Raw genomic sequence first — 25,647 nt, 5'->3', positions numbered from 1 at the left:
CATGCCCGTGATTCCTTCGCTTCTTCGCCCCCTCGTTCTCGCACTTGTCGCCAGCATCATGCTGAGCGCCACGGTCCACGCCAAGCCGCGTGCGCAGGACGACAACGCCCCTGACATCGTGACCTACGGGCAGCGCGAAGACGTGATGCGCTTCGGCACAGAACTGGCCCAGCGCCAGGGGCTCGACCCCGCCTGGGTGCAGGCCCGGCTCGCGGAAGCGCGCTTCGTACCCAACGTCGCGAAGTTCATCATGCCGCCGCCGGCAGGCACGGCGAAGAACTGGGCGGCCTACCGCTCACGCTTCGTTGAACCCAAACGCATTCGCAGCGGGCTCGCCTTCTGGCGCGAGAACGAGAAATGGCTGCAGCGCGCCGAAGAGACGTACGGCGTGCCCGCCGAAATCATCGTTGGCGTGATCGGCGTCGAGACCATCTACGGCCAGCAGATGGGCAGCTTCCGCGTGATTGACGCGCTTGCCACGCTGTCATTCGACTTCCCAGAAGGCCGCAAGAACCGCAGCGCCTTCTTCCGCGACGAGCTGGAGCAGTTGTTCGTGCTGGGCCACAGCGCGGGCGTCGACCCGTTGGCATTCAAGGGCAGCTACGCCGGTGCCATGGGCATGGGTCAGTTCATGCCCAGCAGCTGGAACAAGTACGCCGTCGATTTCGATGGTGATGGCCGTGTCGACCTCCACGGCAGCCCGGCCGACGTGATCGGCAGCGTGGCCCACTACTTCGCCGAGTTCGGCTGGCAGCGCGGCATGCCGACACGCTTTGACGTGGCCGCGCCTGTGGAGACTTCCGACCGCGCCGTCTTGCTCGAACCCGACATCCTGCCCAGCTTCACGGCCCAGCAGTTCGCTCAACGCGGTGCCGGCCTGCCGGCCGCGGGGCGAGAGTTCACCGGCCCACTCGCGCTGATCGAATTGCAGAACGGAGATGCAGCACCGAGCTACGTTGCCGGTACCGCCAATTTCTACGCCATCACGCGCTACAACTGGTCAAGCTATTACGCGATGGCAGTGATCGATCTGGGCGAGGCGATCGCCACGGTCAGGAAGCGCGTGGATCGCTGAGGATCAGCTCAACACAAGTTCGACCGGAGCTAATTCTCGCGACCACGCGTCGGGTGAAAAATCTTCGACGACGTCGAGCCCGCGCAGCAGCTCCCAGCTCGAGTCATTCCATCCCATGCCAACCCGTTCGGGCTGCGCCACGCTCGCGTGACGAGGTTCGGATTCGCTGTTCGTTTTCATGTGAAAACTCCTTGCTGCCATTCTTCGCTCCCTTTGTTTACTTGCCTTCAGTGTGCGCAAGCCGGGTTTGCGAAACCATCCCACCGATGGCTGCAACCATAGCGATCAAGGTCCCCCAAAAGCATCCCCGAGGTCGAGGGTCGGCCTTCCGGGGGATGCGACTTTGTGGCGATTTTCTTCGCGGACCAAGGGTGGTCCGCACCCCTCGACCGAGGGGCCGATGTCAGCTCGGGATCACGCTCACCRAGACGTCCATGTCCTGCGTTCCACCACCGAGGATCACCCCGCGAAGCGGCACCACGTCGGCGAAGTCGGCTCCCCACGCCAGCGTGATGTAGCGCTTGTCGGCCAGCTGGTTGTTGGTGGGGTCGAACTCGACCCAGCCGGTGCCGGGCGAATACGCTGCCACCCAGGCGTGCGAGGCATCCACCCCCATCAAACGCGGCTGGCCTTCGGGCGGGTCGGTGAGCAGATAGCCCGACACATAGCGGGCCGGCAGGCCATGCCCGCGCAGGCAGGCCAGCATCAGGTGCGCGAAGTCCTGGCAGACGCCGCGGCGCTGGTACAGCACCTCGTCGACCGAGGTGCTGACGGTGGTGGCGTCGGGGTCGAACTCGAAATGCGCGTGGATGCGCTGCATCAGGTCGGTGACGGCCTCGAGCCAGTCGCGCGCTGGTGTCAGTGACTCCAGCGCGTAAACGCGGGCACCTTCCGACAACGGCACGAGCAGGGTCGGCTCGCACATCAGCGATGGCCCGAGATCATCGACCTGCGGTTCACGACGCAAGTTGTCGCGCACGCTCTCCCAGGCAACGAAAGGCGTGTCGGCAACGGCCGGCCGGTCCGCCACCTCGACGCTGCATTGCATGCGCACCCGCAGCATGCGATGGGCGCCATGCAGGCCGAAATGGGTGATGCTGTTGCCGAAGCTGTCGGGCGCGTCGTGGCGCTCGTCTGGCGGCGGATCGATCTGGATCGAGCACGACAGCAGGCGCTGCCACGGCAGGTTGCGAGGCGTCAGCCGGGCGAGCTGCCACGACTGCGACACCGGCGCTGCGTAGACGTAGCGCGTCTCGTGCTCCACCGTGTAGCGCTCGCCGGAGCCGGTCGCGCCGGTTCGGTTGCTTTGCGACTGTGACTGCGTCTGCATCGCGCTCATGCCACCAGTGAAAGCACGCTGCGCGAGTCGGCGTGCGAGAAGAACTTCAGCGTGAGTTCGTCAGACACCGTGTGCGCTGCACGTTGCAGTTGATCCAGCACCTCTGCCAGCGCCTCGCTCTCCGGATGAAAGTCACTCGGCTGCAGCGACTGCAGGGCCGTCTGCGCTGGCGCCAGCACGTCGCCAGCAAAGCGGCCGTGCACGCGTTCCAGCTTGTCGACATATTCCACCAGGCCCTTGACCTGAAAGGCCACTGAGCGCGGGTTGGTGTCGTCGCGCATCAGCAGGTCGAGCACCGGCAGCCACTCGGGCGCCACCAGGTAGCGCGAGCGGTAAGTCACCGTCGAATCGGCCAGCTCGAGCAGCCATTCCAGGCCTGACGCGCGCCCTTCATGGGTGGCCACCTGCAAGGCGGTGCAAAGGTGCGACAAGCGCTCGATGCGGCGCCCGATCGACAGGAAGCGCCAGCCGGTCCCGCGTGTCATGCCGTCGAGCACGTAGCCCGACAGCGTCATCGTCGTCGTCACCGCACGATCGAGCCAGCCGAGCGCAAGCGGCAACGAGCTGCCGCGCTGGAACACCGGGTCGCCGATCAAGCGGTTGAGCGTGCGCCAGTTGTCGGCCGACATCCGGTCGCGCAGATTGAAGGCCACACGAGAGAGCTGACGCAGCCGCAGGCTCAGCCCTTCTTCTGGATGCGTGGCGGCGCGCAGCAACTCGGTGCCCGGGTTCTCGGCCGACTCGATCAGGCCCATGCGCTCCGCCAGCGCGAGCACCGGCACGAGGCCGTCGGACAAATCATCGGCGTTGACATCCGCATGGCCCAGCACCGTGGCGATCGCCACGCGCAGCAGGCGCGCCGCGGCGTCACAGCGCTCGCCGTAGCGGCCGAACCAGAACAGGTTCTCAGCTGCACGCGATGGCACGTTGCCACGCGAGGTCACGAGGTCGGCGGGCGAAACCGTGCTGGAGAGCAGCGAGAACGACGCATTCACCGGCCCGTCGGACAAGACCCAGGTGTCCTTGGAGCCACCGCCGCGCTGCATCCCGATCACCCGCGAATCGCCATCACCCGCCACGCGGGTCAGCCCGCCCGGCATCACGCGGTAGCCGTTGGGCGTGGCCACCGCGAACACGCGCAGGCCAACCGTGCGTGCGCTCAAGCGGTCGCCCTTCAGGCCGGGCCCGCGCTCCAGCACCGGCGCCTGCGAGACATGCACCCACTCCTGTGCCACATAGCGCTGCGGCCGCGACGCGACCCGAGCCTTCAGCAGCACGCGCTCATCGGCCGACAGGTCGGCGCCGAACACTGCCGGCTCGCGCGCCGAGCGGTCGAGCGGTTTGATGATGATGTGCTCGAGCCGCTTCCAGGCGTCTTCGAACGCAGCCTGCTCGCCCAGCCACCAGGTTGCCACCGACGGCAGGCGCAGCTTTTCGCCCAGCAACTTCTCGCTGAGCTTGGGCAGGTAGCCGAGCAAGGCGCCGGACTCGAGCACGCCCGAGCCGAGCGCATTCGCGAGCATCACCGTGCCGCGGCGCGCGCAGTCGGTGAGGCCGGCAACGCCGAGCGCCGAGTTGGAACGCAGCTCCAACGGGTCGCAGTAGTCGTCGTCCTGGCGGCGCAGGATGGCGTGCACGCGCTTCAGGCCTTCGACCGTTTTCATCCACACGCGGCCGTCGCGTACCGTGAGGTCAGTTCCCTCGACCAGCGCAAAGCCCAGGTAGCGCGCCAGCAGCGCATGCTCGAAATAAGTTTCGTTGTAGGGGCCAGGTGTAAGCAGCGCAATCAGCGGTGGGCCGTCACCTTTCGGTGCCCAGCGCAGCAGCGATTCGCGCAGGTTCGAGAAGAACGAGGCCAGATGCTGCACATGCAGGTCGCGAAACAGCTGCGGGAAGACTCGCGACACCACCAGCCGGTTTTCCAGCGCATAACCGGCGCCTGATGGGGCCTGCGTGCGGTCGTTCACCACCCACCAGCGGCCATCAGGCGAGCGCGCCAGGTCGGCGGCATAGTTGAAGAGGTGCACACCGCCTGCCGGACGGATGCCCTGCACCTGGTGCAGAAAACCGCTGTGGCCAAAGATCACCGAAGGCGGAATGGCGCCACTGCGCAGCAAGGTCTGCTCGCCGTAGATGTCGCCCAGCACGCGGTTGAGCAGCTCAGCGCGCTGGGCGATGCCGGCTTCGATCTCCTCCCACTCACTGGCCGACAGCAAAAGCGGCAGCGGGTCGACTTCCCATGGCCGGTCGGCGCCCTTGGGGTCGGCGTAGACGTTGTAGGTGATGCCGTTCTCGCGGATCTGCCGCTCCATCAGCGCCAGGCTGTCGCCGATGCCCGGCCCTTCGCGCTCGGCCAGCGAGCGCAGGAAGGCGTCCCAGTGCGGCCGCGGCTCACCCGGTGCTACGAGCAGCTCGTCGTAGCGGTCTTCCAGGGCGGCGTAGCCAGACAGCAGCTTTCTGAGCATGAACGGGAGCGATTGCACGTAGGACCACCCATTCTCGTGGATTAGCGGTCGCGCACCCGGCGGGGCGGACCGTGAGCTGTCGTGCAAAAACGATACCTGCTGCACATTTACCGACGCGCCGCTCGTAAACCGGGTAGCGATGTCATGTCTTGGCCCGCCACAGGCTTTTGGCTGCAACGCTTACAAATCGACTCGACGTTCTTCATTGCCGCCGAATTACTTGATCCCGAGAATGCGTTTCGGAGAAAACGGCCCGGCGAGACCTGAGGCCGGCACATAACGACAACATCTCGGGGGACTCCACATGCATCGACTGAAAAGCCTGGCGGCCGGCCTGCCCTGTGCCGCAGCTGCAGAGCAGCACCCTCCTCAACCCTCCAAGTACGCCATCGCGGCGGGATGTTGATCGGCGTTCGCTGAACAGCTCAGTGAAGTCACTGCTGATCCTGATGTGCGGATTGATGCTGCTGGCGCCGGCAACGGCCTGGTGGTGGACCGACGAGCCCCCGTTGTCCGCAGCCAGCCAAGCGGCAAGGCAAGTGAGCGTGGCAACAAGCGTCCCCAGCGCACCTGATGAGGGTCTTGACCCCGTCGACGGGTTGAACACCGACACGGCGCCGTCCGCCACCACTGACGCGGCAGGTGCCCGCACGTTTGCCGTCGTCGACCTGTGCGGTCTCGGTCGCCTCAACGTCGCTACCGACACCGACGAAGACCCAGACGTCGCCAACCTGGAAGGCTTGCCGTCACCCGTGGGGCAGACACCGCTGGCTCAAGCGAAGGCGCGTTGGCTCGGCGAACTGCGTGAAGGCGGCGCGGGAACGAGCGTTGCGGCCCTGCTGCTGGACAAGCCGGTGACCAACGACGACGAGGCCAAACGGCTGTGGAGTGAGGCACTTCTGCGAGCGGCCTACACGAGCCAAAACGCCGCGGCTCTGACCTGGGCCGAAGAAGCGTGCGCCTATGCGGCTGATGACGGCGCTTGTCGATTGAGCCTGGTGAGGGCGCGCCTGCGCGCGGACCCGACGAACGCGGTTCACTGGGTCGCGCTGGCCGACGAAGACCCCACGGCTGCGGAAGAAGCCTGGCGAGGTCTGCTGACGGCCAACCGCTGGGTCGAATCACCTCAGGCCCTGGATTCGATGACCCTGGCTGCGCTCCCCGACAACGTGCCCACCTACTTGCGCCAAGCCCTGGGCGAGCAGGTTCGCGCGCGAGCCGCAACGCTCCCCGCTCCCAGTGAAAACTTTGTGCAAGAGCGCTGCCAAGAACCACTGCCCGAGCGCAAGCAACAGTGCGATCACTTGATCCGGATGCTTCTGGAGCGAGGCGATTCGCTCCACACGCTGTCACAGGCTACCCAGCTCGCGCAAGCCTCTGGCTGGGCACCCGAGCAGCTGAACAAGATGAACCAGGAGCTGCAGGCCTTGGCCGGTGCCGGGGTGCTGGCCGCACCCGACAAGCGCCAACCTTTGTCGTGTGCGAGTGCAGAGGCCTCGAGCCGCTTCGCAGCCGACGTCAGGCAACTGGGTGAACTGGGGGCCTTGCGGGCGCGACGCGCAGCGTCCACCCAAGGTCTCAGGTGAGAGGAACCGAGACAAGAAATCGTCTCGGGCAACAAGCAAAACGACAACCAAAGAAAGGGAAACCATCATGCGATTCAAAGCGTTCCTGTGCGGCCTCGCGGCCTGGCTGCTGGCGGCAAACGTACATGCAGCCGGCGAGGTGACTGGGTGCGGAACCGAGACCAGCAACCTCAAGGCATCAAAAGTTCTCTATGTGACGCCCTCTGCCGGTGCCAGCGGGAGCGGCACGAGCTTCAGTTCGCCCATGAGCTTCACCGCCGCGCTCAATGCCGTGGCGGCGGGCCAGATGATCTTGCTGCAGCCCGGCAAGTACGCGGTGCCGTACAAGGCGGGAGCCAAGAACACCATCACGCTGTCCAAGTCGGGCACCGCGAGCGCTCCGATCTACATGGTGGCGGCCAACTGCGGGAAGGCCGTCATCGACTTCTCCTTCCCTGAGAAAACCTACGTTCAAGATTCCTTCGGGTTCGCGCTGAAAGGCAGCTACTGGTACTTCAAGGGGATCGATGTCACGCGCGCCGGCTATCAGGGCGTGTACGTCACGGGCAAGTACAACACCTTCGAGAACTGCGCCTTCTACGAGAACCGCAACACCGGTCTCGAAATCAACAAGGGCGGCGCCTACACCACGGTGTTGAACTCTGACGCTTACCGGAACTACGACCCGAAGAAGTCGGGCAGCATGGCCGACGGGTTCGGCCCCAAGCAAACGCAGGGGCCGGGCAACCGCTTCATCGGCTGCCGGGCGTGGGAGAACTCGGATGACGGGTTCGACTTGTTCGACAGCCCCGAGGTGGTGACGATCGAGAGCAGCTGGGCCTTCCGCAACGGCATCAACCTCTGGAACGTCTCGTCTTTTGCCGGCAATGGCAACGGCTTCAAGCTCGGCGGCAATGCCACGTTGGCGCGCAACCGCATCACCCAATCGGTGGCCTTCGGCAACCCGAGCAAGGGCTTCGATCAGAACAACAACGCTGGCGGCATCACCGCGATCAACAACACCTCCTTCAAGAACGGCATCAACTTCGGGTTCTGCGGTGCGGTGAAGTCTGGCGAGAAGCACGTGTTTCGCAACAACGTGTCGGTGTCTGCATCGCAAGACATCTGCAACGCCGACTCCAAGAACAACACCTGGAACACAGGGCTCGCCGCCAGCACCGCCGACTTCGAGAGCATCGATTTGAGCCTGGCAACCGCGCCACGCAACCCCGACGGCACGCTACCGTCCAACAAGCTGTTCCGGCTGGCAAGCGGCAGCAAGCTGATCAACGCAGGCGTCAACGCCGGTCTGCCCTACCAGGGGTCGGCACCGGACTTGGGAGCATTTGAGCGCCAATAAACCTGCGCGTTCTCTCGACGGCTATTGCTCTTGAGCTCTCGCCGTCGTGACCGGGGCAGACAGCGCCCGCGCAATGCGGTGACGCTGCACCTTGGTCTTCGGCACGGGGAAGTCGAACCAGCTGCGCACGTCTTCCTCGAGGCCGATGCCGTGCATGAAGTTGTAGAGCGCCTTCTTCAACGCCACACCGAGTGCGTCATGGTCGACACCGGTCGGGTCGACGAAGCCGATGTCGTTCTTGGCAAACGTCACCGGCGGCAAAGGCTGCAGTGTGACGCCGTAGTCCTCGGGGTTCTTGCCCACTGGTGAATGCACCGTGCACGCAAAGCGGTGGAAGAAGCCCGATTGGATGCAGCCGGTCTCGAACAGCTGGCGCACGTACTCCAGTGCGTCCACCGTGTCCTGCACCGTCTGCGTAGGGAAGCCGTACATCAAGTAGGCGTGCACCAGGATGCCGGCGTCGCTGAAGGCCTTGGTGACCCGCGCCACCTGTTCCACCGACACGCCCTTCTTCATCAGGTTCAGCAAACGGTCGGACGCTACCTCAAGCCCACCCGAGATGGCGATGCAGCCGCTGTCGGCCAGCTGCTGGCAGAGCTCAGGGCTGAACGACTTCTCGAAACGGATGTTGCCCCACCATGAGACCGAGAGCTGGCGCCTGATCAGCTCGGCCGAGAGCGTCTTCAGTGCCTTGGGTGGCGCCGCCTCGTCGACGAAGTGGAAGCCGGTCTGCCCGGTTTCCTTGACGATGGCCTCGATGCGGTCGACCAGCGTGGCGGCCGATGCGCCCTCGTAGCGCGAGATGTAGTCGAGGCTCACGTCGCAGAAGCTGCACTTCTTCCAGTAGCAGCCATGCGCCACGGTGAGCTTGTTCCAGCGCCCGTCGCTCCAAAGCCGGTGCATGGGGTTGAGCATGTCGAGCAGCGACAGGTAGCTGTTGAGCGGCAAGCCGTCCCAGGTGGGCGTGCCGACTTCGGCGAAGGCAATGTCTGCCTCGATCCAGTTGACGTAGCGCACGACGCCGTCTTCGCGCAGATAGGTGCGCACGAGGCGCTGCTGCGAACGCTTGCCTTGCAGATGGTCTAGCAGCGCCAACAGCGGCCGCTCGCCTGCATCGAGCGTCACGTAGTCAAAGTGGTCGAACACGCGCGGCTCGGTGAGCTCGCGCAGCTCGGTGTTGACGAAGCCGCCACCCAGCACGGTGACGATGGTGGCGTCATGCGCCTTCACGGCCTGCGCGATGCGAAAGGCCGCATACACCGAGCCCGGGAACGGCACCGAGATCAGCACCACGCTCGGCTGGTGGCGCTGCAGCGCAGCGAGCGTCAAGTCGACCAGCGTGCGGTCGACCAGGTTCAGCGGAGCGGCCAGCGCGCGCGCCAGTGGCTCGAAGGTCGGCTGGCTCTGCGCCAGCGATTCGGCATAGCGCACGAACTCGAAGCGCGGGTCGATCGCGTCACGCAACACGTCGGCCAGGTCGTTGAGGTACAGCGTGGCCAGGTGACGTGCGCGGTCTTGCATGCCAAGTGCACCGAAAGCCCAGGCAAGCGGGTCGCCGCCGTCTTCATCGATGTAGACGTCGAGCGAATCGAATCGTGGGCCTTCAGGCAGGAAGCCGCGCCCTGCAATGCGGTGGCCCAGCGTCGGGTCGCGGCCCTGCAGGAAGGCGATGGTCGGGCCGATGGTGGCGAGGTAGCGGTCGAACTGGTCGATGAACACATGGAGCATCGGCGAGCGAGAGGCCTCGGGCATCGCATCGATCTGCGCTCGCACCTGGGTCAGGCCCTCGGCGGAGAGAAGCTTCAGCACCAGGGCCAAGGCCAGGTCTTCCTGCACGGCATCGACGGCTCGCGAACGCAGGAAGCCGGTGAGGTAGGCGGTCGACGGATAAGGCGTGTTGAGCTGCGTCATCGGAGGAATGACGGACAGCACGCGGAGCGCAGAAGTGGACATCCCCTGAGTCTGCCACGCGCTTTCTTCACGCGTACAGTGGCCTCAACCCACCATCCTGCGTGCATCGACATGGCCGACGACATTCACTTCTACGAACCGCGGCTCGGCCACGGCCTGCCGCACGATCCGTTCAACGCCATCGTCGGCCCACGGCCCATCGGCTGGATCTCGTCGCACGACGCGCAGGGCCGCCTGAATCTTGCGCCCTACAGCTTCTTCAACGCCTTCAACTACACGCCGCCGATCGTGGGTTTCTCGAGCATTGGCTTCAAGGACACGGTGCGCAACGTGCAGCAGACCGGCGAATTTGGCTGGAATCTTGCGACGCGGCCGCTGGCCGAGGCGATGAATGCCAGCTGCGCTGCCGTACCGCCCGAGGTGAACGAGTTTGAGCTGGCCGGCCTGACACCGGCGGCCTCACGCRTGATCTCGGTGCCGCGCGTGGCCGAGAGCCCGGTCTCGTTCGAGTGCCGGGTCACGCAGATCATCCAGCTGCAAGGGGCCGATGGCGCCAAGGCAGACAGCTGGTTGACGCTGGGCGAGGTGGTGGCGGTTCACATCGCCAAGTCGCTGCTCAAGAACGGCGTGTACGACACCGCCGCAGCGCAACCCATTCTGCGCGGCGGCGGCCCGGGGGATTACTTCAGCATCGGGCCGGAACAGCTGTTTCGCATGTTCCGGCCGCGCTGATCGCAGTACTGCGCTCAGTACTGTGAAGCGCGCCGCAGGTCGAGCGTGAACGGGAAGTCCGGGTTGCGCTCTTCCTTCGTCACCGTCATCACGCCCGGCGTGTGGCCGAGCCGGAAGAAGCGCGCCAGCCGGCGTGCCTCGGCCTCGTACGAATTGACCGGCGCGGTGTCGTAGTTGCGGCCGCCCGGGTGCGCCACGTGGTACTGGCAACCACCCATCGAGCGGCTCATCCAGGTGTCGTACAGGTCGAAGGTCAGCGGCGCATTGGTGCCGATGGTCGGGTGCAGCGCCGAGGGCGGCGCCCAGGCCTTGTAGCGCACGGCCGCGACGAACTCACCCACCTTGCCGGTGGATTGCAGCGGCACCACGCGGCCATTGCAGGTGAGCACATGGCGGTCGCTCACGAGACCGGTGGCCTTCACTTGCAGGCGTTCGACCGATGAATCGACGAAGCGCACCGTACCGCCGGCACCGCCCTCCTCGCCCATCACGTGCCACGGCTCCAGCGCGAGGCGGAAGTCAAGCTCGGCGCCTTCGACGCTGAAGTCGCCGATGTGCGGGAAGCGGAAGCTGAGGTGAGGCGCGAACCATTCGGCCTTGACCGGGTAGCCGAACTGGTTGAGCTCTTCGACCACATCGCACAGGTCTTGCCACACGAAGTGCGGCAGCATGAAGCGGTCATGCAGCTCGGTGCCCCAGCGCTTGAGGCGCGGCGGCTGATATGGCTTCTGCCAGAAGCGCGAGATCAACGCACGCATCAGCAGCTGCTGCGTCAGGCTCATGCGCGCATGCGGCGGCATCTCGAAGGCGCGCATCTCCAGCAGGCCCAGGCGGCCGGTGGGGCCATCGGGCGAGTACATCTTGTCGATGCAGAACTCGGCGCGGTGGGTGTTGCCAGTGACGTCGATCAGCAGGTTGCGCATCAGCCGGTCGATCATCCACGGCGGGCAGGCGTCAGGCCCGAGCGCGGACTGGCGCTGCAGCTCGGAGAAGGCCACCTCGATCTCGTAGACCGAATCGTTGCGCGCCTCGTCCACGCGCGGCGCCTGGCTGGTCGGGCCGATGAAGAGGCCCGAGAACAGATAGCTCAGCGCCGGGTGGTTGTGCCAGTAGCCGACCATGCTCGCCAGCAGATCGGGCCGGCGGAGGAAGGGCGAGTCCGCCACCGTGGCGCCGCCGAGCACGAAGTGGTTGCCGCCACCGGTGCCGGTGTGGCGGCCGTCGACCATGAACTTCTCGGTCGACAGACGCGTCTCGTGTGCCACCTGGTAAAGGTGGGTCGTCTGCTCGACCAGCTCGCCCCAGCTATGCGCGGGGTGGACATTGACTTCGATCACGCCTGGGTCGGGTGTGACGCGCAGCGTCGACAAACGCGGGTCCTTCGGCGGCTCGTAGCCTTCGAGGATCACCGGCAGCTTCATCTCGGTCGCCGTATCTTCAACGGCCGCCACCAACTCCAGGTAGTCCTCGAGCGCCGTCATCGGCGGCATGAAGACATAGAGCCGGCCACCGCGCGGCTCGGCGCTCATGGCCGTGCGGGTGACCCAACCGGCCGACTCGAACGCGCCCGGCACCTTGGTCAGCGTGGTGGCCACGCTCGGCGCTGCCGAAGGACCGGCGTGCAACGCGGCACGCGAACGATCACCAAAACTCGCCGGGGACGTAGCAGCCTCGGACGGGCCCGCCGATCCACCGGTGACTTCGGTTCCACCCACCGCATAACGCAGGCGCCGATACGGCGGCAGCGGCGCGAACGGTTGCGACTGATCCGGCGGGTGCACCCACGGCAGGTCGGACGACTTGGCCCAGGGCTGCGAGTCGAGCGGCAGGCGGTAGCCCATGGCTGAATCGCCAGGGACCAGGTAGCAGCGCTCACTGCGCAGGAACCATGGCCCGGTTTGCCAGCGCGGCCCCGGGGTGCCGTTGCGTGCCGTGTCGTAACGCGCGACCGGCAGCACATGACCCACCACTTTCTCCAGGCCCTGGCTGAAGATCTTGCTCAGGCGCTCGCGTTCCATCTCGTCGGACAGCTTCGCTTCGAAAGGGTCGACGTTCACGGGCAGCTTGCGTTCGCGCCACAGGTAGTACCAGACGTCTTCGTAGGCCGGGAACACGTACTTCGCGTCCAGGCTCAGGCGTTTGGCTACGCCGCTCAGGAACTTGTGCGCCTCGATGTCGGTGACGTGGTAATCGGTGTGCTCGCTGGCGAAGAGCTCGGGATGCGTCCAGATCGGCTCGCGGTCCTTGCGCCAGAAGAGGTTGAGCGACCAGCGCGGCAGCTGCTCGCCCGGGTACCACTTGCCCTGGCCGTAATGCAGCAGGCCGCCGTCGCCGTACTTGGCGCGCAGCTTGTCCATCAGATCGGCACTGAGCAGGCGCTTGGTGGGGCCCATCGCGTCGGTGTTCCACTCGGCGCCGTCGCGGTCGTCGACGGACACGAACGTGGGCTCGCCGCCTTGTGTCAAGCGCACGTCGTTCTTGCGCAAGTCGCCGTCGACCTGGTGGCCCAGCGCCTCGATGCTGGCCCACTGCTCGTCGGTGTACGGCAGGGTGACGCGTGGCGCCTCCCACACGCGCGTGACCTTCATGCTGTGTTCGAACTCGGTCTCGCACTCGTCGAGCGCGCCGCTCACCGGCGCGGCCGAGCCGGGTTCAGGCGAGCACGCCAGCGGAATGTGGCCTTCGCCGGCCAGCAGGCCGGAGGTGGGGTCGAAGCCGATCCAGCCAGCACCCGGCAGATAGACCTCGCACCAGGCGTGCAGGTCGGTGAAGTCGACCTCGGTGCCGCTCGGGCCGTCGAGCGACTTCACGTCGCTCTTGAGCTGGATCAGGTAGCCCGACACGAAGCGCGCCGCAAAACCGAGGTGGCGCAGCAGCTGCACCAGCAGCCAACCGGAGTCGCGGCATGAGCCCGAAGCGTTGACCAGCGTCTGCTCTGGCGTCTGCACGCCGGGCTCCATGCGGATCAGGTAGCTGATGTCCTTCTGCAGCTGCTGGTTGATGGCGACGAGGAAGTTCGTCGTCTGCATCTTGTCGCGCGGGATGGCGGCGAGGTACTTGGCAAATTCCGGCGTGAGCGGCGCCTTGCGGCGATAGGGCTCGAGTTCGATCGTCAGCGAGGGGTCGTACTCGAAAGGGAAATGCTCGGCCGAAGGCTCCAGGAAGAAGTCGAACGGGTTGAGCACCGCCATCTCGGCAACGAGATCGATCTCGATGCGAAACGAGGTGGTCTTGTCCGGGAACACCAGGCGAGCCAGGTAGTTCGCCTGCGGGTCTTGTTGCCAATTGGTGAAGTGCGTGGCCGGCTCGACGCGCATCGAGTAGCTGAGAATGCGGGTGCGCGAATGCGGCGCCGGGCGCAGCCGAACCACTTGAGGCCCGAGATTGATCGGCCGGTCGTACCGATAGTGGGTCACGTGGTTGAGCGCAACGTGGATTGACATTCAGGGCTCCAGAGAAATCATCAGGTTCGGGTGGTCGGGGCTTCGCGAATGTCGATGCGAACCCGCATGGATTCATCGCCACCCCCTTCGCGCATGCCGCGGATCGGCGAGCAGGTGGTGTAGTCGAGGCCGACGGCCAGGCGCACGTGGCGCTCGTCCATCAGGCAAATATGGGTGACGTCGATGCTGAGCCAACGGTGCGCGCCGGGCTCTACACACACGTCGACCCAGGCGTGGCTGGCCAGGTGCGGTGCGTGGGGTGCATAGAAATAGCCGCTGACATAGCGCGCCGGCACACCGTTGGCCCGGCAGGCAGCGATGAACACGTGTGCATGGTCCTGGCAGACGCCACCGCCAAGTTCCCAAGCCTGCTGCGCTGTGGTCTGCACGGTGGTGGCGCCGGTCTTGTAGCGCACGCGATTCAAGACCGCCTTGGCCAGCGCCATCGCCGACTCTTCATCGACGACTCCTGCGAGGTGGACGCGGCCGAGTGCACGCAGGCGGTCGTCGGCAGCGGTGAGTGGCGTCACGCGCAGATAGAGCTGCGGTGGCGCCGCGTCGTCGACGAGCCAGGGCGACGCATGGGTTTCGACCGTGCCCCCTGCACGAACTGCATTGGCATAGGCACGTTGGGCCAGGCTCCAGGTGTGCGCCATGTTGCCGTAGCCATCGCGCTGTGCAAACAAGGGCGCCGGCGCGCTGAGCGTCCAGTCATGCACGGTCTGGTGGGCACTGGCTTGCGGTGTGAGACACAGAGATTGCAAGGCATATCGCACCGGTGCGCTGTAGTCGTACTGCGTCACATGTTGGATGGTGAGTTTCATCCAGCATGCTCGTTACGCAGCCGCCACGGGAACCAGGAAGTCGCGACTGATGCCGATGCCCAGCGTGCCCACCCGCTCGAGGAACTGGGTGAGGAACGCATGCAAACCAGTCGCCAAGATTTCATCGATGCGGCCGAAGCGAAGATCGGCCTGCAGGCGCCCTGCCCGGCGCAGCGTGTCGTTCGACTGCTCGTTGGCTACGCGCTGCAGGTTGGAGACAACCTCGTCCATGCAGGCCGCAAGCGAGCGGGGCATGTCGGCGCGCAGGATCAACAGCTCGGCCACACGTTCGGGTCGAATCACGTTGCGATACGCCTTGCGGTACACCTCGAAGCCAGAGACGGAACGCAGGATGGCCGACCAGTGATAGAAGTCGTACTCCTGGTCCTTGCCACCATTGCCGTTGGCCGAGCCCGTGCCGAAGAACTCGCTCTCGACAGCGTGGAACTTCACGTCCAGCATGCGCGCCGTGTTGTCGGCTCGCTCAAGGAAGCTGCCGATGCGCAAGAAGTGAAAGGCCTCGTCCTGCAGCATGGTGCCCACCGTCACGCCACGCGAGAGGTGCGAGCGGAACTTGACCCATTCGAACGCCGCGCCCGGGTCTTTCTCGAACGCCTTGGCGCTCAGCATGCGCTGGAATTCAAGCCAGGTCTGGTTCTGCGTTTCCCACACTTCGGTGGTCAGCGTGCCCCGCACTGCCCGTGCGTTCTCGCGCGCAGCCATCAGGCAGCTGTAGATGCTCGACGGGTTGCGCTCATCGCTCACCATGTAGTCCATCACACGCCTGGGCGTGACTTCTCCGTGACGCTGCGTGTAGTCGGTGGTGAGTTCAGAAATGCTCAACAGGCCACGCCAGCCGTTCTCGGCCGCGTCCGCCGATTGAGGCAGCAATGACGTCTGGTAGTTGACGTCGAGCATGCGGGCGGTGTTCTCCGCCCGCTCCATGTAACGAGCCATCCAGAAAAGGTGGTCGGCGGTTCTAGACAGCATCGCTTACTCCCTTTCGTTGCGTAGTGCCAAGCGTTCAGCTCTCATCATGCTTCCAGTACCCATGTGTCTTTGGTACCGCCGCCCTGCGACGAATTGACGACGAGCGAGCCTTCCTTCAGTGCGACGCGGGTCAGGCCGCCTGGGACCATCTGCACGTGCTTGCCTGACAGCACGAAGGGCCGCAGGTCGATGTGGCGCGGCGCGATGCCGCTCTCGACGAAGGTGGGGCAAGTCGACAGGCTGAGTGTGGGCTGCGCGATGTAGCCGGTCGGATTGGCTTCGAGCGCCTTGCGGAAGTCGGCGATCTCGGCCTTCGTGGCCGCAGGACCGACGAGCATGCCGTAGCCACCGGCGCCGTGAACCTCTTTCACCACCAGTTCGCCCAGGTGGTCGAGCACGTACTTGAAGTCGTCTTCTTCACGGCACTGGTAGGTCGGCACGTTGTTGAGGATCGGTTTCTCGCCGAGGTAGAACTCGATCATCTTCGGCACGTACGGGTAGATCGACTTGTCGTCGGCCACGCCGGTGCCGATGGCGTTGGACAGCGTCACGTTGCCGGCGCGGTACACGCTCAGCAGGCCCGCACAGCCCAGCGTTGAATCGGGGCGGAAGGCCAAGGGGTCAAGGAAATCATCATCGACACGGCGGTAGATCACATCCACGCGCTTCGGGCCTTGCGTCGTGCGCATGTAGACGAAGTTGTCCTTGACGAAGAGGTCTTGCCCTTCGACCAGCTCCACACCCATCTGTTGCGCGAGGAACGCGTGCTCGAAGTAGGCGCTGTTGTACATGCCGGGGGTGAGCACGACGACAGTCGGCTCGTTGACGGCAGCCGGCGCCACGCCACGCAAGGTTTCGAGCAAGAGGTCGGGATAGTGCGCGACCGGGGCCACCCGATGCTGGCTGAACAGCTCTGGGAAGAGCCGCATCATCATCTTGCGGTTCTCGAGCATGTAGCTCACGCCGCTCGGGACACGCAGGTTGTCTTCGAGCACGTAGTAGCTGCCGCTGCCGTCGGGGTTGGCAGCCCGCACGATGTCGATGCCACTGATGTGCGAATACACGCCGCCAGGCACATCCACGCCCATCATCTCGGGCCGGAACTGCGCATTCTTGAAGATCTGGTCGGCCGGCACGATACCGGCGCGGATGATCTCCTGCTCGTGGTAGACGTCGTGGATGAAGCGGTTGAGCGCCGTGACCCGCTGGGTCAGGCCTTTTTCCATCTCGCTCCATTCCGATGCCGGAATCACGCGAGGGATCAGATCGAATGGAATCAGCCGCTCGGTGCCGGAGCCGTCTTCATCCTTGGCGCCATAGACGGCGAAGGTGATGCCGACACGGCGGAAGATCATTTCCGCCTCTTCGCGGCGGGAGTGCATGACATCACGCGGTTGCTGCGCGAGCCACTTGTCGTACACACGATAGTGGTCACGCACCGTGGTGCTGGTGGCCTGCATCTCGTCGAAACCGGGTCTACTCATCTGCAAGTCTCCTTGGGGGCAGGGTAGCAAATTCCAGGCCACTTTCGCACCAACGAGGCGCATTCACGCTGGTTTATTCGATGATCGCGCGATGGTGCCAGTAGCGCCGCGCCGTGTCTCGCTCGCATGCGGCCGTCGCAATGTCGGTCCCGCTGTGCCACCACCACGCACCGCACGCCGGGCTCGTTTGGACTGTGACGCCACGCTCGTCGAGCCGCGCCAGCACCTCGGCCACGGGGTGGCCGAACCGGTTCCGATAGCCGGCCTGGATCACCGCAATGCGCGGTGACACCGCATCCAGGAACCCCGCCGTTGATGAAGTTCTGCTGCCGTGGTGCGGCACGACCAGCAAGTCGCTGCGCAACGCGTCTCGCTGGGAGCCAAGCAGATCGGCTTCCTGCTGGCGCTCGATGTCGCCAGTGAGCAAGGCAGTGCCCTGCGCCCCGCTCACCTTCACCACGCACGACATCGCGTTGGACTTGAGCCCACGCTCGTAGTCGGCTGCTTGAGGATGGAGCACGTCGAACCGCACGCCGTCCCACGACCACGATTGGCCAGCTTCACAGCGCCGGGGTTGGGCTGCCAAGGCTCGCAGCGGATGCTCGGTCTCGAGCGAGCTGAGCAGCTCGGTGACCGGCATGTTCTTCAGCAGGGCGGCAGCACCGCCCACGTGATCGAGGTCGCGATGACTCAGCACCAGGCGATCGATGCGCTCTTCTCCCCGGGCCCGCAGCAGAGGCAGCAAGACGCGCTGGCCAGCATCGCTATCGCGTGAATATTGCGGTCCGGTGTCGTACACCATCAGATGTTGTGCCGTGCGCACGAGCACCGAGGTGCCCTGCCCGACGTCCACGGCCATTAACTCGAATTGCCCTTCGCCCGGCAAGTCACGCACCGGCAGCAGCAAGGGCACCACCAGCGGCACGGCCAGTAAGCGCATGCGCCAGGGCAGGGGCGACACCATCAGGGCAGCGGCCAGCAGCCCGGCCGCCTGCGCCCACAGCGGCGCCACCGGCACCAACCACACGGCGCCGGGCACGTGATCGAGCTGCGCCAACCCGGCGCACAGGCCCTGCTGCACCCACGCACCCACTTGCCACAAAGGCGAGAACACCACGCCCAGCAAGGCAAGCGGCGTGATGACCAGCGTGACCAGCGGAATGGCCACCAGATTCGCCGCAAAGCCCACGATCGACACTTGCTGGAAGAACACCAGCGTCAGCGGCGTGAGGCCCAGCGTCGCAATCACCTGCGTGCGCAAGCCGCCCTTGACGCTCGCCCCCATGCGTCGGAGCCAGCCCATTTCGGCGACAGGCTCGCGATGGCTCTGCACCGCCTCGGACGACATGAGAAGGCCCACCGCCATGAACGACAGCCAGAACCCCGGTTGCAGCAGGGCCCAGGGGTCGAGCGCGCTGACAACTGCAGCGGCGACGAGCAGCACCAGCGTCCATGGCCAGCGACGACTCAGCATCTGAAGAATGGTCACCGTGACCAGCATCCACACCGTGCGCTGCGCCGGCACACCCCAGCCCGAGAACAGTGCGTAACCCGTCGCCGCCAACAGCCCGCCCCAGCGTCCTGCAATCTGCGCCGGAACAAATAGCATCGCTCGCGTGCTGCGCCGCCACAGGCTCGTGACCAGCAGACCTGCCAACCAAGCGAACATCGTCACATGCAGCCCGCTGATGCTCATCAGGTGGGCGACACCCGTGTTGCGAAAGAGCTGCCAGTCTTCGCGTTCGATCGCCGACTGATCACCCACCGCCAGTGCCGCCAGCACGCCGGCAGAGCGCAGGTCGTTCACCTTGGCATAGATGGCGTCGCGCACACGCTGGCGCAATCGGTCGACGGCGTAGCCGGCCTTGGCGTCCAGCAGTTCGGCCGACGCCTTGTCACCGCCACGCACATACCCCGTCGCACGAAGCCCCTGCTCGAACAGGTAGAGCTCGTAGTCGAAACCCTCGGGGTTCATGTTGCCGTGTGGCTGGCGCAAACGCAGCGTGAAGCGCCAACGTTGCCCGGCCCGCAATGACTGTTGCGGCTCGCTCAAGGCCGCGTCTTCGTGCCAGCCAACATACCAACCCAGCGCAACCAGGGACGGCACGCTCACGGGCTGACCCTCGTACCGCGCTTCTTCGATCTGGAACCGGAACCTGAGTCCGACCGCCGACTGTTGAGGCAACCCGGCCACCACGCCAATCACCTGAAGGTCCTTACCTTCCAACGCCACCGGCAACGCATCGGCCAGCCTGTCGCTGGCGCGCCATCCGGCGGCACCGGCTCCAACCAGCTCCATGGCGATCAACGAGAGCCACCACCATCGCGACCACCGCCAAGCGATGGCACAGCAAAGCATGCCCACTGCGAGGCAAGACAGATAAGCCCACAGCGGCAGCAGCGTGCGCTCCTGCAATTGCAGCGCCACGCCGAGCAGCCATGCCAAACCCATGCCCGCCAAGTGCCAACCTTGGTCTTTTCCTCCCATCCCTGCAGTGTAGGATTTGCGCCTCCCCAGTTTCCCGGTGCATCCGATGTCCGTCTACGACCGCTTGAAATCCCTCGGCATCGAACTGCCGCCCGTGGCTACGCCGGCCGCGGCCTATGTGCCTTTCGTCCGCACCGGCAAGCTGGTGTTCCTCTCCGGGCACATCGCCAAGCGCGAGGGTAAGCCGTGGGTTGGCCAGCTGGGCCGCGACATCGACACCGCCACCGGCAAACAGGCCGCACGCGCCGTGGCCATCGATCTGGTCGGCACACTGCACGCTGCGGTAGGTGACTTGAACAGCATTGAGCGCATCGTCAAGGTGATGAGTCTCGTCAACAGCACACTGGACTTCACCGAACAGCACCTCGTGACCAACGGCTGCTCCGAGCTGCTCGGCGAGATCTTCGGCGCCAGCGGGACCCACGCGCGCAGTGCCTTCGGCGTTGCACAGGTTCCGATGGGCGCTTGCGTCGAGATTGATCTGATCGCCGAAGTGAAATGACGGCCCTCCAGAAGCAGCCGACCCTGCTGCTCGTGGCCGGCGCGGTGATCGGCATCGCCGCCGTCGGCGCGGCGCTTGTGTCGCAGCACGTCTTCGGCATGGAGCCCTGCCCGTGGTGCATCCTGCAGCGGCTCATCTTTCTTGCCATCGCACTGGCCTGCCTGATCGGTTTGGCGGTCCGCCGGTTCGGCGCGGCGCTGGTGATGCTGCTCTCGCTGTGCGGCATCGCCGCGGCGCTGTGGCAGCACTTCAAGGCCGCGGCCTCGTCGTCGTGCGCGATGACGGTGGCCGACCAGATCGTCATCGCGACGAAGCTCGACAACCTGTGGCCCGACGTGTTCCTCGCGCGCGCCAGCTGCGCCGACGCGGCGGTGAGCCTGTTCGGCATTCCCTACGACTTCTACAGCCTTGCGCTTTTCGTGCTGACGGGTGTAATCGGCTGGTCATTGCTGCGAAGACGCTGATATGGCCAAACGCTTCCTATTGCCTATTGCGAGGCAACGGCGCCACTGGTGAGGGGCGGCGGCTTGTCTGCCACTTGCCCGCCCTCACAAGAGCTTACCGGCGCAGGAACGGACAGAAGCCCGCCCCGTAGCGTCCGCAATGTGAGGCGGTCGCAGCGTTCCTCGATCAACGACGCACGTTCGATGCTTTCAACACCGCCGAGCTTGTACCGGACCGTCTTCGGTGCCGATGCAGAAAGCTCGGGGCCTCTCGCCAGATCAGCCAGCACGACATCCAGTGACTTAGCGAACAAATCGGCACTTTCCTGCGCGATCATGCGGCCCTCGTCGGCGGTCCAGAATTCGACAATCCCTGCTTTCTGTTCTGCGGCAGGCCGCGGCACAGACACTACCCGCACGACGTTTTGGTAGTTGATAACGTCTGGTGAACCAGGCGCACGGACAACGATGACGTTGTCCAGCAACAAAGCTCGCTCGTCCTGCGTTACTGAGAATACCGGTGCTGTTTCAATGATCCAGCCATTCGATACCGTTGCGTTTGGCTCGACGACTTTCTTACCTGCGCCTCGAGTCATTCGTTCAAATGCCCGTTGCGCAAGCAAGCCATGAGTGACCTTGTCGAGGAGCGGTTGGTACGGCAAGAGAACTTTGTCTGCTTCTTCCTGTGCCCTGGACTTTTCTTTCGCCTGTCTCGAACTCGAAACCAAGCCATGTGCCGCTATCGCGGCAAACAGTCCAACCAAGTTAGGAGCCGGGTACATCACAGCGACACCACTCGGCCCAGAGGTGTCCTGGCTCACCAGCCCACGGTAGGCTACCTTGTCGTCGGCGGGCATCCGAACGGCCCAATCGGTTTCATTCGGGACGGCTCGAGTCACGACGCCAGCAGCCGGTGGGTCGCTGGCCGCAAAGCCGAGCGAAGCGACCGACAGCCCCAGCAGTGCGGCCATCAGCCGCGCGACGAGTGAGATCGTCATCACGTCACTGGGCTTTGAAGGGCTTCAGGACATCGTCCTTGCCTAACTCGATTACCTGGAAGTAAGCATTGGTCAGACCGGGGAATTTCGGAGGTTCGTCCCATTTCCCTTCGGTCTCACGGACAAGTTTGATGGGCCGGTACCACTCATAGGTGTTGCTGGACAAATTCACCAAATAGGCGGAACCCGCAAAAATGGCGTGCGGCGGCCCGTTCGGAATGTAGGCAGAGTACGAACGTTCCATGCCAAGCGTCGTCAATTCCACGACCACCAATTTCTCGACCCCGTACTTCTTCTTGAGGGACGAGAAGTCTTTGCGGGCCAAGTTCGGCCCCTTGGTCGCATCAGGCAAGGTTTCCAGGTTGAGGGGCTCATCGATGACGACCGCCTCTTGTCCCTTCTTCGTCAGCGCTTGCGCCAGATCGGCATTCAGTTTCGGCAGGTCTTCGTACCCCAGCGTCTGAGTGTGCGTTGTCAGGCTCGAGTTGGCGACGGACGCGGCTGCAATGCAGAGCAGGCAACTCGCTCCAGGCAGATTGACATCGACCTTTGGCAACTTTGCCATGACGACACCGATGCGAGTTTTGCCGGCAAGCGTCGCCGGGGTCAATTCGATCGGGGTCTGCGGTGTACCTGCGCAGGCCGTCAAGCTGATAACGATTGCCGCAAGCGCGGCGCGACTGAACAGTCTCATGGTGCCCCTCCTCTGTTGAAATATCGTTTTCCGAGATTCTTACCGAAGCTCGGTGCGGAACAAATCGTGTGCCCGGCCTGCGTGGCGAATGCGCATCACAGCTTCTCGACGGAGACGACACCCGATGCCGCTTCCGTCCTACAGCAAGAAATCTTGATTCGATGCATAACAGACGGGTGAACGACAAGTCGTTCACCCAGCCATTCGCGCCGGTATCGAATCATCTGCTTTTGCTCCCCGCCTTCATGACAGCCGTTATCAAATTCCTGACCAACGAGCAATCGATCACGCTTCGATCGATGGCCTGCTCTGAGCAGTCTCGGTGAGAGCAAGGCTCACCTTCGAGCATGAAACTCCTCACGCCACCGGCCGCCCATGTGCTTGCACATCCGGGCGCGTTCATCTGGCAGTCGTTGAAGGGGTTCCGGGCCAACCAGGGCCTGTTGCTCGCTGGTGCGGTGGCGTACTACGCGCTGCTGTCCATCGTGCCGTTGCTGGTGCTGGCGGTGATTGCGCTCTCGCAATTCATCGACCAGGCCGAGCTGCTGGAAACCATCGACCGCTACCTCTCGTGGTTGATTCCAGGCCAGTCGAAAGCGATCGTGGCCGAGCTGTCCAACTTTCTGCTTCACCGCGACTTGACCGGCTGGTTGCTGCTGGTGACCATGCTGTTCTTCAGCTCGCTCGCCTTCACCGTGCTGGAGAACGCGATGTCGGTGATCTTCCATCACCGTGTGGTCGATCGAGGTCGCCACTTCCTGGTCTCGGCACTGCTGCCCTACTGCTACATCTTCGTGCTGGGCGTGGGCTTGTTGCTGGTCACGGTGGTGTCGGGCGGCTTGCAGGTGCTGGGCCAGGAGAGCATCAACCTCTTCGGCCGCGAATGGTCGCTGGGCGGCTTCTCCGGGCTGCTGCTCTATCTCGTCGGGCTCGCCGGCGAGATCTGCCTGCTCACCTCCATCTACATGGTGATGCCGGTCGGCAACCTGTCGCTGCGGCACGCTCTGATCGGTGGCGTGACGGCCGCCCTGCTGTGGGAGATCACCCGTCACGTGCTGGTGTGGTACTTCGCCACGCTGTCGCAGGTGAACGTGGTCTACGGCTCACTCACCACGGCGATCGTGGCCTTGCTCAGCCTCGAGATTGCCGCCACCTTGCTGCTTTTCGGCGCGCAGGTGATCTCAGAGTATGAACGTCTTGGCAACGCGGATGCGCTGGCATCGGACGGTTCAGCGCAGTAAGCTCGACTGCCTTGGCTGCCAAGGAGATCCGTCATGTGGCACTGGAATTCACTGTGGGCCCGCGCGCCGGGGGACCCGCCGACGATCGACGACCCTTCCCTCTGGGCGACGCCCTGGACGACCGAGCAGGCTCTCGCCATGCAAACACGAAGCTGGGAGGCCATGCTGGCCGCTTCTCACTCGTGGTGGAGCATGCTTCTGGCGGGCTGGCCGATGGTGCCCGCATGGCCTTTGCCGCCGTGGGCGGCGGCGCCGTCAGACCCAAACTTGAATTCGGACCAGAAAGCCGGCGCGAGCGCAGGTCCCGAAGCAGAACATCGTCCTGCAAAACAGCCGTTGCCAGGCAAGGCTGTCATCCACAAGCTGCCCACCACCTCGCGGCGCCGCACGGCCACACAGGCACGCAAGCGCTGAGACGTCAGTCCATCGCCTCGGCGATGCAGCGCGACACGCGCGGCGGCTCGTCGCCGATGTGCAGCGCCAGGCGGCGGTTTCGCAGCGCCACGTCGTACGCGGTGACGCGGTCGAAGCGGCGCAGGTGCTCGACCCACGACTCGTCAAGCATGTGCTCGAGGTAGCGGCCCGGCACGGTGCCGTCGCGGAAGAGCTCGCATGACAGAGCGCCCTGCCTCAGCCGGCTGCTGCGGGTCTCGCGCATCACGGCGAGAAAATCTTCGGCGTGGCTCGGATCGATCAGGTACTCGATGGTGGTCAGCACCGGGCCTTCGTGGCCTTCGATCGCCACCGGCATCACCGGCGGCTTCCATTCCTGCGACGGCGTCAGGTCGTCGTGTTCCGACAGGCCGCGCGGACTGCGCTTCAGCACCCCCACCATCGCCAGCGTGCCGCCCGCTGACGCGATGATCAGGCTGGTGCGCACATCGGTGAAGGTGGCCACCTGCCCCCACACCGCCGCGCCGATGCCGCCACCGCCCATCAGCGCCATCTGGTAGACCGACATGCCACGCGCGCGAACCCAGTTGGGCAGCGCCAGTTGAGCCGCGACCGACAGCGAATTCGCGACCGAGATCACCGCCACGCCGTTGAGCATCATCGCCGGCGCCGCCACCCAGATGTTGGGCGCAAAGGCGACGACGACCATGGTCGCCGCCTGGACCAGGCTCCCGTTGCGCACCAGCACGTCGCCATCCATCACCGCGCGAATGCGGGCCATGGACAACGCCGCCACCACCGCGCCGGAGCCCATGGAGGCGAGCAGCAAGGTGAAGGTGCCCGCCCCGCCGTCGGGCAGTTGCTTCGCAACCAGCGGCAGCAGAGACGTCAGCGCAATGGCCTGCAAGAAGAACGTGGTGATGCGCAGCAGGATGGCGCGCATGCTGGCCGACTCGCGCACGTGCCGCACGCCCACGCGGATGGCACCGAAGAAGCGCTCGGCCGGCAACGCACTCACCTTGGGCTCGGTGCGCCAGCGCATGATCACGAAGCCGCAGATCACCGACAGCGCCGCGTTCAGCGCGAACACATAAGCGCTGCCCGCGCTCGCGATCAACGCACCCGCCAGGATCGGCCCGAAGATGCGCGAGGTGTTCATCGCGACTCCGTTGAGTGCCAACGCTGCCGGCAGCTGCGCCTTGGGGATCAGCTCGGGGATCACGGCCGAGAACACCGGCCACCGCATCGCGAGGCCGATACCGTTGGCAAAGGTCAGCAACAGCAGCAAAGGCGCCACCATGTGGCCGCTCAGCGTTACGACGCACATCAGCACGCCAACGGTCGCCACCCAGAACTGCGTGAAGATGAAGTACTTGCGCCGATCCAGGATGTCAGCGAGAGCGCCGCTCGGCAGCCCGAGGAAGAACACCGGAAGCGTCGACGCCGACTGCACCAGCGCCACCATCACCGGCGAAGTGGTCAATGAAGTCATCATCCACGCCGCCGCCACGTCGTTCATCCACATGCAGATGTTGGCGGTGAGCCAGACGCTCCACAGCATGCGGAACACCGGCTGCCGCAGCGGCGCCCACGGGGATTCGAGAGGTGGTGTGGCGAGGCTCATGCTGATGCGGTGCGAGCCTTCTTCGACACCCCGGCGCGAGCTGTCAGCGGCATGGCGGGGCTTCCAACACACTCGG

General features: G+C 64.8%; 20 protein-coding genes. 8 read left to right on the top strand and 12 right to left on the bottom strand.

Annotation, left to right across the window (positions count from 1 at the left end; genetic code table 11):
* Window position 1: 1 nt before the first annotated feature.
* Entirely contained in the window at window positions 2-1,075 is a 1,074-nt protein-coding gene (mltB, locus tag AC1DYS_RS12030; RefSeq protein ID WP_477899264.1) for a lytic murein transglycosylase B, read from the top strand.
* A gap of 3 nt (window positions 1,076-1,078) precedes the next feature.
* Here mltB and AC1DYS_RS12025 read toward each other — a convergent pair whose 3' ends face one another.
* From AC1DYS_RS12025 to AC1DYS_RS12015, 3 genes are all read right to left on the bottom strand, one after another.
* A complete protein-coding gene (locus AC1DYS_RS12025; protein WP_477899262.1) occupies window positions 1,079-1,255 on the bottom strand; it encodes a hypothetical protein in 177 nt (58 codons plus the stop codon).
* A gap of 223 nt (window positions 1,256-1,478) precedes the next feature.
* Window positions 1,479-2,414 carry a transglutaminase family protein gene (locus tag AC1DYS_RS12020; RefSeq protein ID WP_477899260.1) on the bottom strand — a complete coding sequence of 312 codons (936 nt, stop codon included), beginning with the start codon at window positions 2,412-2,414 and terminating at the stop codon, window positions 1,479-1,481.
* Window positions 2,411-4,879 (bottom strand): circularly permuted type 2 ATP-grasp protein, encoded by a 2,469-nt coding sequence (locus tag AC1DYS_RS12015; protein ID WP_477899258.1) that lies wholly within the window; start codon window positions 4,877-4,879, stop codon window positions 2,411-2,413. Before AC1DYS_RS12015 ends, AC1DYS_RS12020 begins: the two co-directional genes overlap by 4 nt.
* Window positions 4,880-5,307: 428 nt before the next feature.
* Here AC1DYS_RS12015 and AC1DYS_RS12010 point away from each other — a divergent pair, with 428 nt between their 5' ends.
* Together AC1DYS_RS12010 and AC1DYS_RS12005 are read left to right on the top strand one after the other, a co-directional pair.
* A complete protein-coding gene (locus tag AC1DYS_RS12010; protein ID WP_477899256.1) occupies window positions 5,308-6,465 on the top strand; it encodes a hypothetical protein in 1,158 nt (385 codons plus the stop codon).
* Between the two features lie 67 nt (window positions 6,466-6,532).
* Window positions 6,533-7,804 carry a right-handed parallel beta-helix repeat-containing protein gene (locus tag AC1DYS_RS12005; RefSeq protein ID WP_477899254.1) on the top strand — a complete coding sequence of 424 codons (1,272 nt, stop codon included), beginning with the start codon at window positions 6,533-6,535 and terminating at the stop codon, window positions 7,802-7,804.
* Between the two features lie 21 nt (window positions 7,805-7,825).
* Here AC1DYS_RS12005 and AC1DYS_RS12000 read toward each other — a convergent pair whose 3' ends face one another.
* Window positions 7,826-9,757: a B12-binding domain-containing radical SAM protein gene (locus AC1DYS_RS12000; RefSeq protein WP_477899252.1), complete on the bottom strand. Its 1,932-nt coding sequence runs from the start codon at window positions 9,755-9,757 to the stop codon at window positions 7,826-7,828.
* 69 nt (window positions 9,758-9,826) lie between these two features.
* Between AC1DYS_RS12000 and AC1DYS_RS11995 the strand changes: the two genes are divergently transcribed.
* Window positions 9,827-10,447 carry a flavin reductase family protein gene (locus AC1DYS_RS11995; protein WP_477899250.1) on the top strand — a complete coding sequence of 207 codons (621 nt, stop codon included), beginning with the start codon at window positions 9,827-9,829 and terminating at the stop codon, window positions 10,445-10,447.
* A 14-nt stretch (window positions 10,448-10,461) separates the two neighbouring features.
* Here the strand turns inward: AC1DYS_RS11995 and AC1DYS_RS11990 are convergent, their stop codons facing one another.
* The 5 genes from AC1DYS_RS11990 to AC1DYS_RS11970 all read right to left on the bottom strand — a co-directional run bounded on the left by AC1DYS_RS11990 (window position 10,462) and on the right by AC1DYS_RS11970 (window position 19,640).
* Window positions 10,462-13,890 carry a transglutaminase family protein gene (locus AC1DYS_RS11990; protein ID WP_477899248.1) on the bottom strand — a complete coding sequence of 1,143 codons (3,429 nt, stop codon included), beginning with the start codon at window positions 13,888-13,890 and terminating at the stop codon, window positions 10,462-10,464.
* Between the two features lie 20 nt (window positions 13,891-13,910).
* The gene (locus AC1DYS_RS11985; RefSeq protein WP_477899246.1) at window positions 13,911-14,714 is read right to left on the bottom strand and encodes a transglutaminase family protein; all 804 of its coding nucleotides are present in this window, start codon (window positions 14,712-14,714) and stop codon (window positions 13,911-13,913) included.
* A gap of 12 nt (window positions 14,715-14,726) precedes the next feature.
* Entirely contained in the window at window positions 14,727-15,704 is a 978-nt protein-coding gene (locus AC1DYS_RS11980) for an alpha-E domain-containing protein (protein WP_477899244.1), read from the bottom strand.
* Window positions 15,705-15,748: 44 nt separating this feature from the next.
* Window positions 15,749-17,188, bottom strand: a complete 1,440-nt coding sequence (locus tag AC1DYS_RS11975; RefSeq protein WP_047485853.1) for a circularly permuted type 2 ATP-grasp protein — start codon at window positions 17,186-17,188, stop codon at window positions 15,749-15,751.
* A 73-nt stretch (window positions 17,189-17,261) separates the two neighbouring features.
* The gene (locus tag AC1DYS_RS11970) at window positions 17,262-19,640 is read right to left on the bottom strand and encodes a DNA internalization-related competence protein ComEC/Rec2 (protein WP_477899242.1); all 2,379 of its coding nucleotides are present in this window, start codon (window positions 19,638-19,640) and stop codon (window positions 17,262-17,264) included.
* A gap of 82 nt (window positions 19,641-19,722) precedes the next feature.
* Here AC1DYS_RS11970 and AC1DYS_RS11965 point away from each other — a divergent pair, with 82 nt between their 5' ends.
* Window positions 19,723-20,178 carry a RidA family protein gene (locus tag AC1DYS_RS11965; RefSeq protein WP_477899240.1) on the top strand — a complete coding sequence of 152 codons (456 nt, stop codon included), beginning with the start codon at window positions 19,723-19,725 and terminating at the stop codon, window positions 20,176-20,178.
* Window positions 20,175-20,642, top strand: coding sequence for a disulfide bond formation protein B (locus tag AC1DYS_RS11960; protein ID WP_477899238.1), 468 nt, complete (start codon window positions 20,175-20,177; stop codon window positions 20,640-20,642). Before AC1DYS_RS11965 ends, AC1DYS_RS11960 begins: the two co-directional genes overlap by 4 nt.
* A 23-nt stretch (window positions 20,643-20,665) precedes the next feature.
* Here the strand turns inward: AC1DYS_RS11960 and AC1DYS_RS11955 are convergent, their stop codons facing one another.
* Both AC1DYS_RS11955 and AC1DYS_RS11950 read right to left on the bottom strand, forming a co-directional pair.
* Window positions 20,666-21,619, bottom strand: a complete 954-nt coding sequence (locus tag AC1DYS_RS11955) for a hypothetical protein (protein ID WP_477899236.1) — start codon at window positions 21,617-21,619, stop codon at window positions 20,666-20,668.
* Window positions 21,620-21,623: 4 nt separating this feature from the next.
* Entirely contained in the window at window positions 21,624-22,313 is a 690-nt protein-coding gene (locus tag AC1DYS_RS11950) for a hypothetical protein (RefSeq protein WP_477899234.1), read from the bottom strand.
* Window positions 22,314-22,660: 347 nt separating this feature from the next.
* Here AC1DYS_RS11950 and AC1DYS_RS11945 point away from each other — a divergent pair, with 347 nt between their 5' ends.
* Window positions 22,661-23,554 carry a YihY/virulence factor BrkB family protein gene (locus AC1DYS_RS11945; protein ID WP_477899232.1) on the top strand — a complete coding sequence of 298 codons (894 nt, stop codon included), beginning with the start codon at window positions 22,661-22,663 and terminating at the stop codon, window positions 23,552-23,554.
* 33 nt (window positions 23,555-23,587) lie between these two features.
* Window positions 23,588-23,968, top strand: coding sequence for a hypothetical protein (locus AC1DYS_RS11940; protein ID WP_477899230.1), 381 nt, complete (start codon window positions 23,588-23,590; stop codon window positions 23,966-23,968).
* 4 nt (window positions 23,969-23,972) lie between these two features.
* On the opposite strand, the gene AC1DYS_RS11935 is transcribed toward AC1DYS_RS11940, so the two are convergent.
* Window positions 23,973-25,571, bottom strand: coding sequence for an MFS transporter (locus AC1DYS_RS11935; protein ID WP_477899228.1), 1,599 nt, complete (start codon window positions 25,569-25,571; stop codon window positions 23,973-23,975).
* Window positions 25,572-25,647 lie beyond the last annotated feature (76 nt).

It is taken from the genome of Rhizobacter sp. P2_G4 (assembly GCF_056403575.1).
This window is presented reverse-complemented; position numbering and strand designations above follow the sequence as displayed.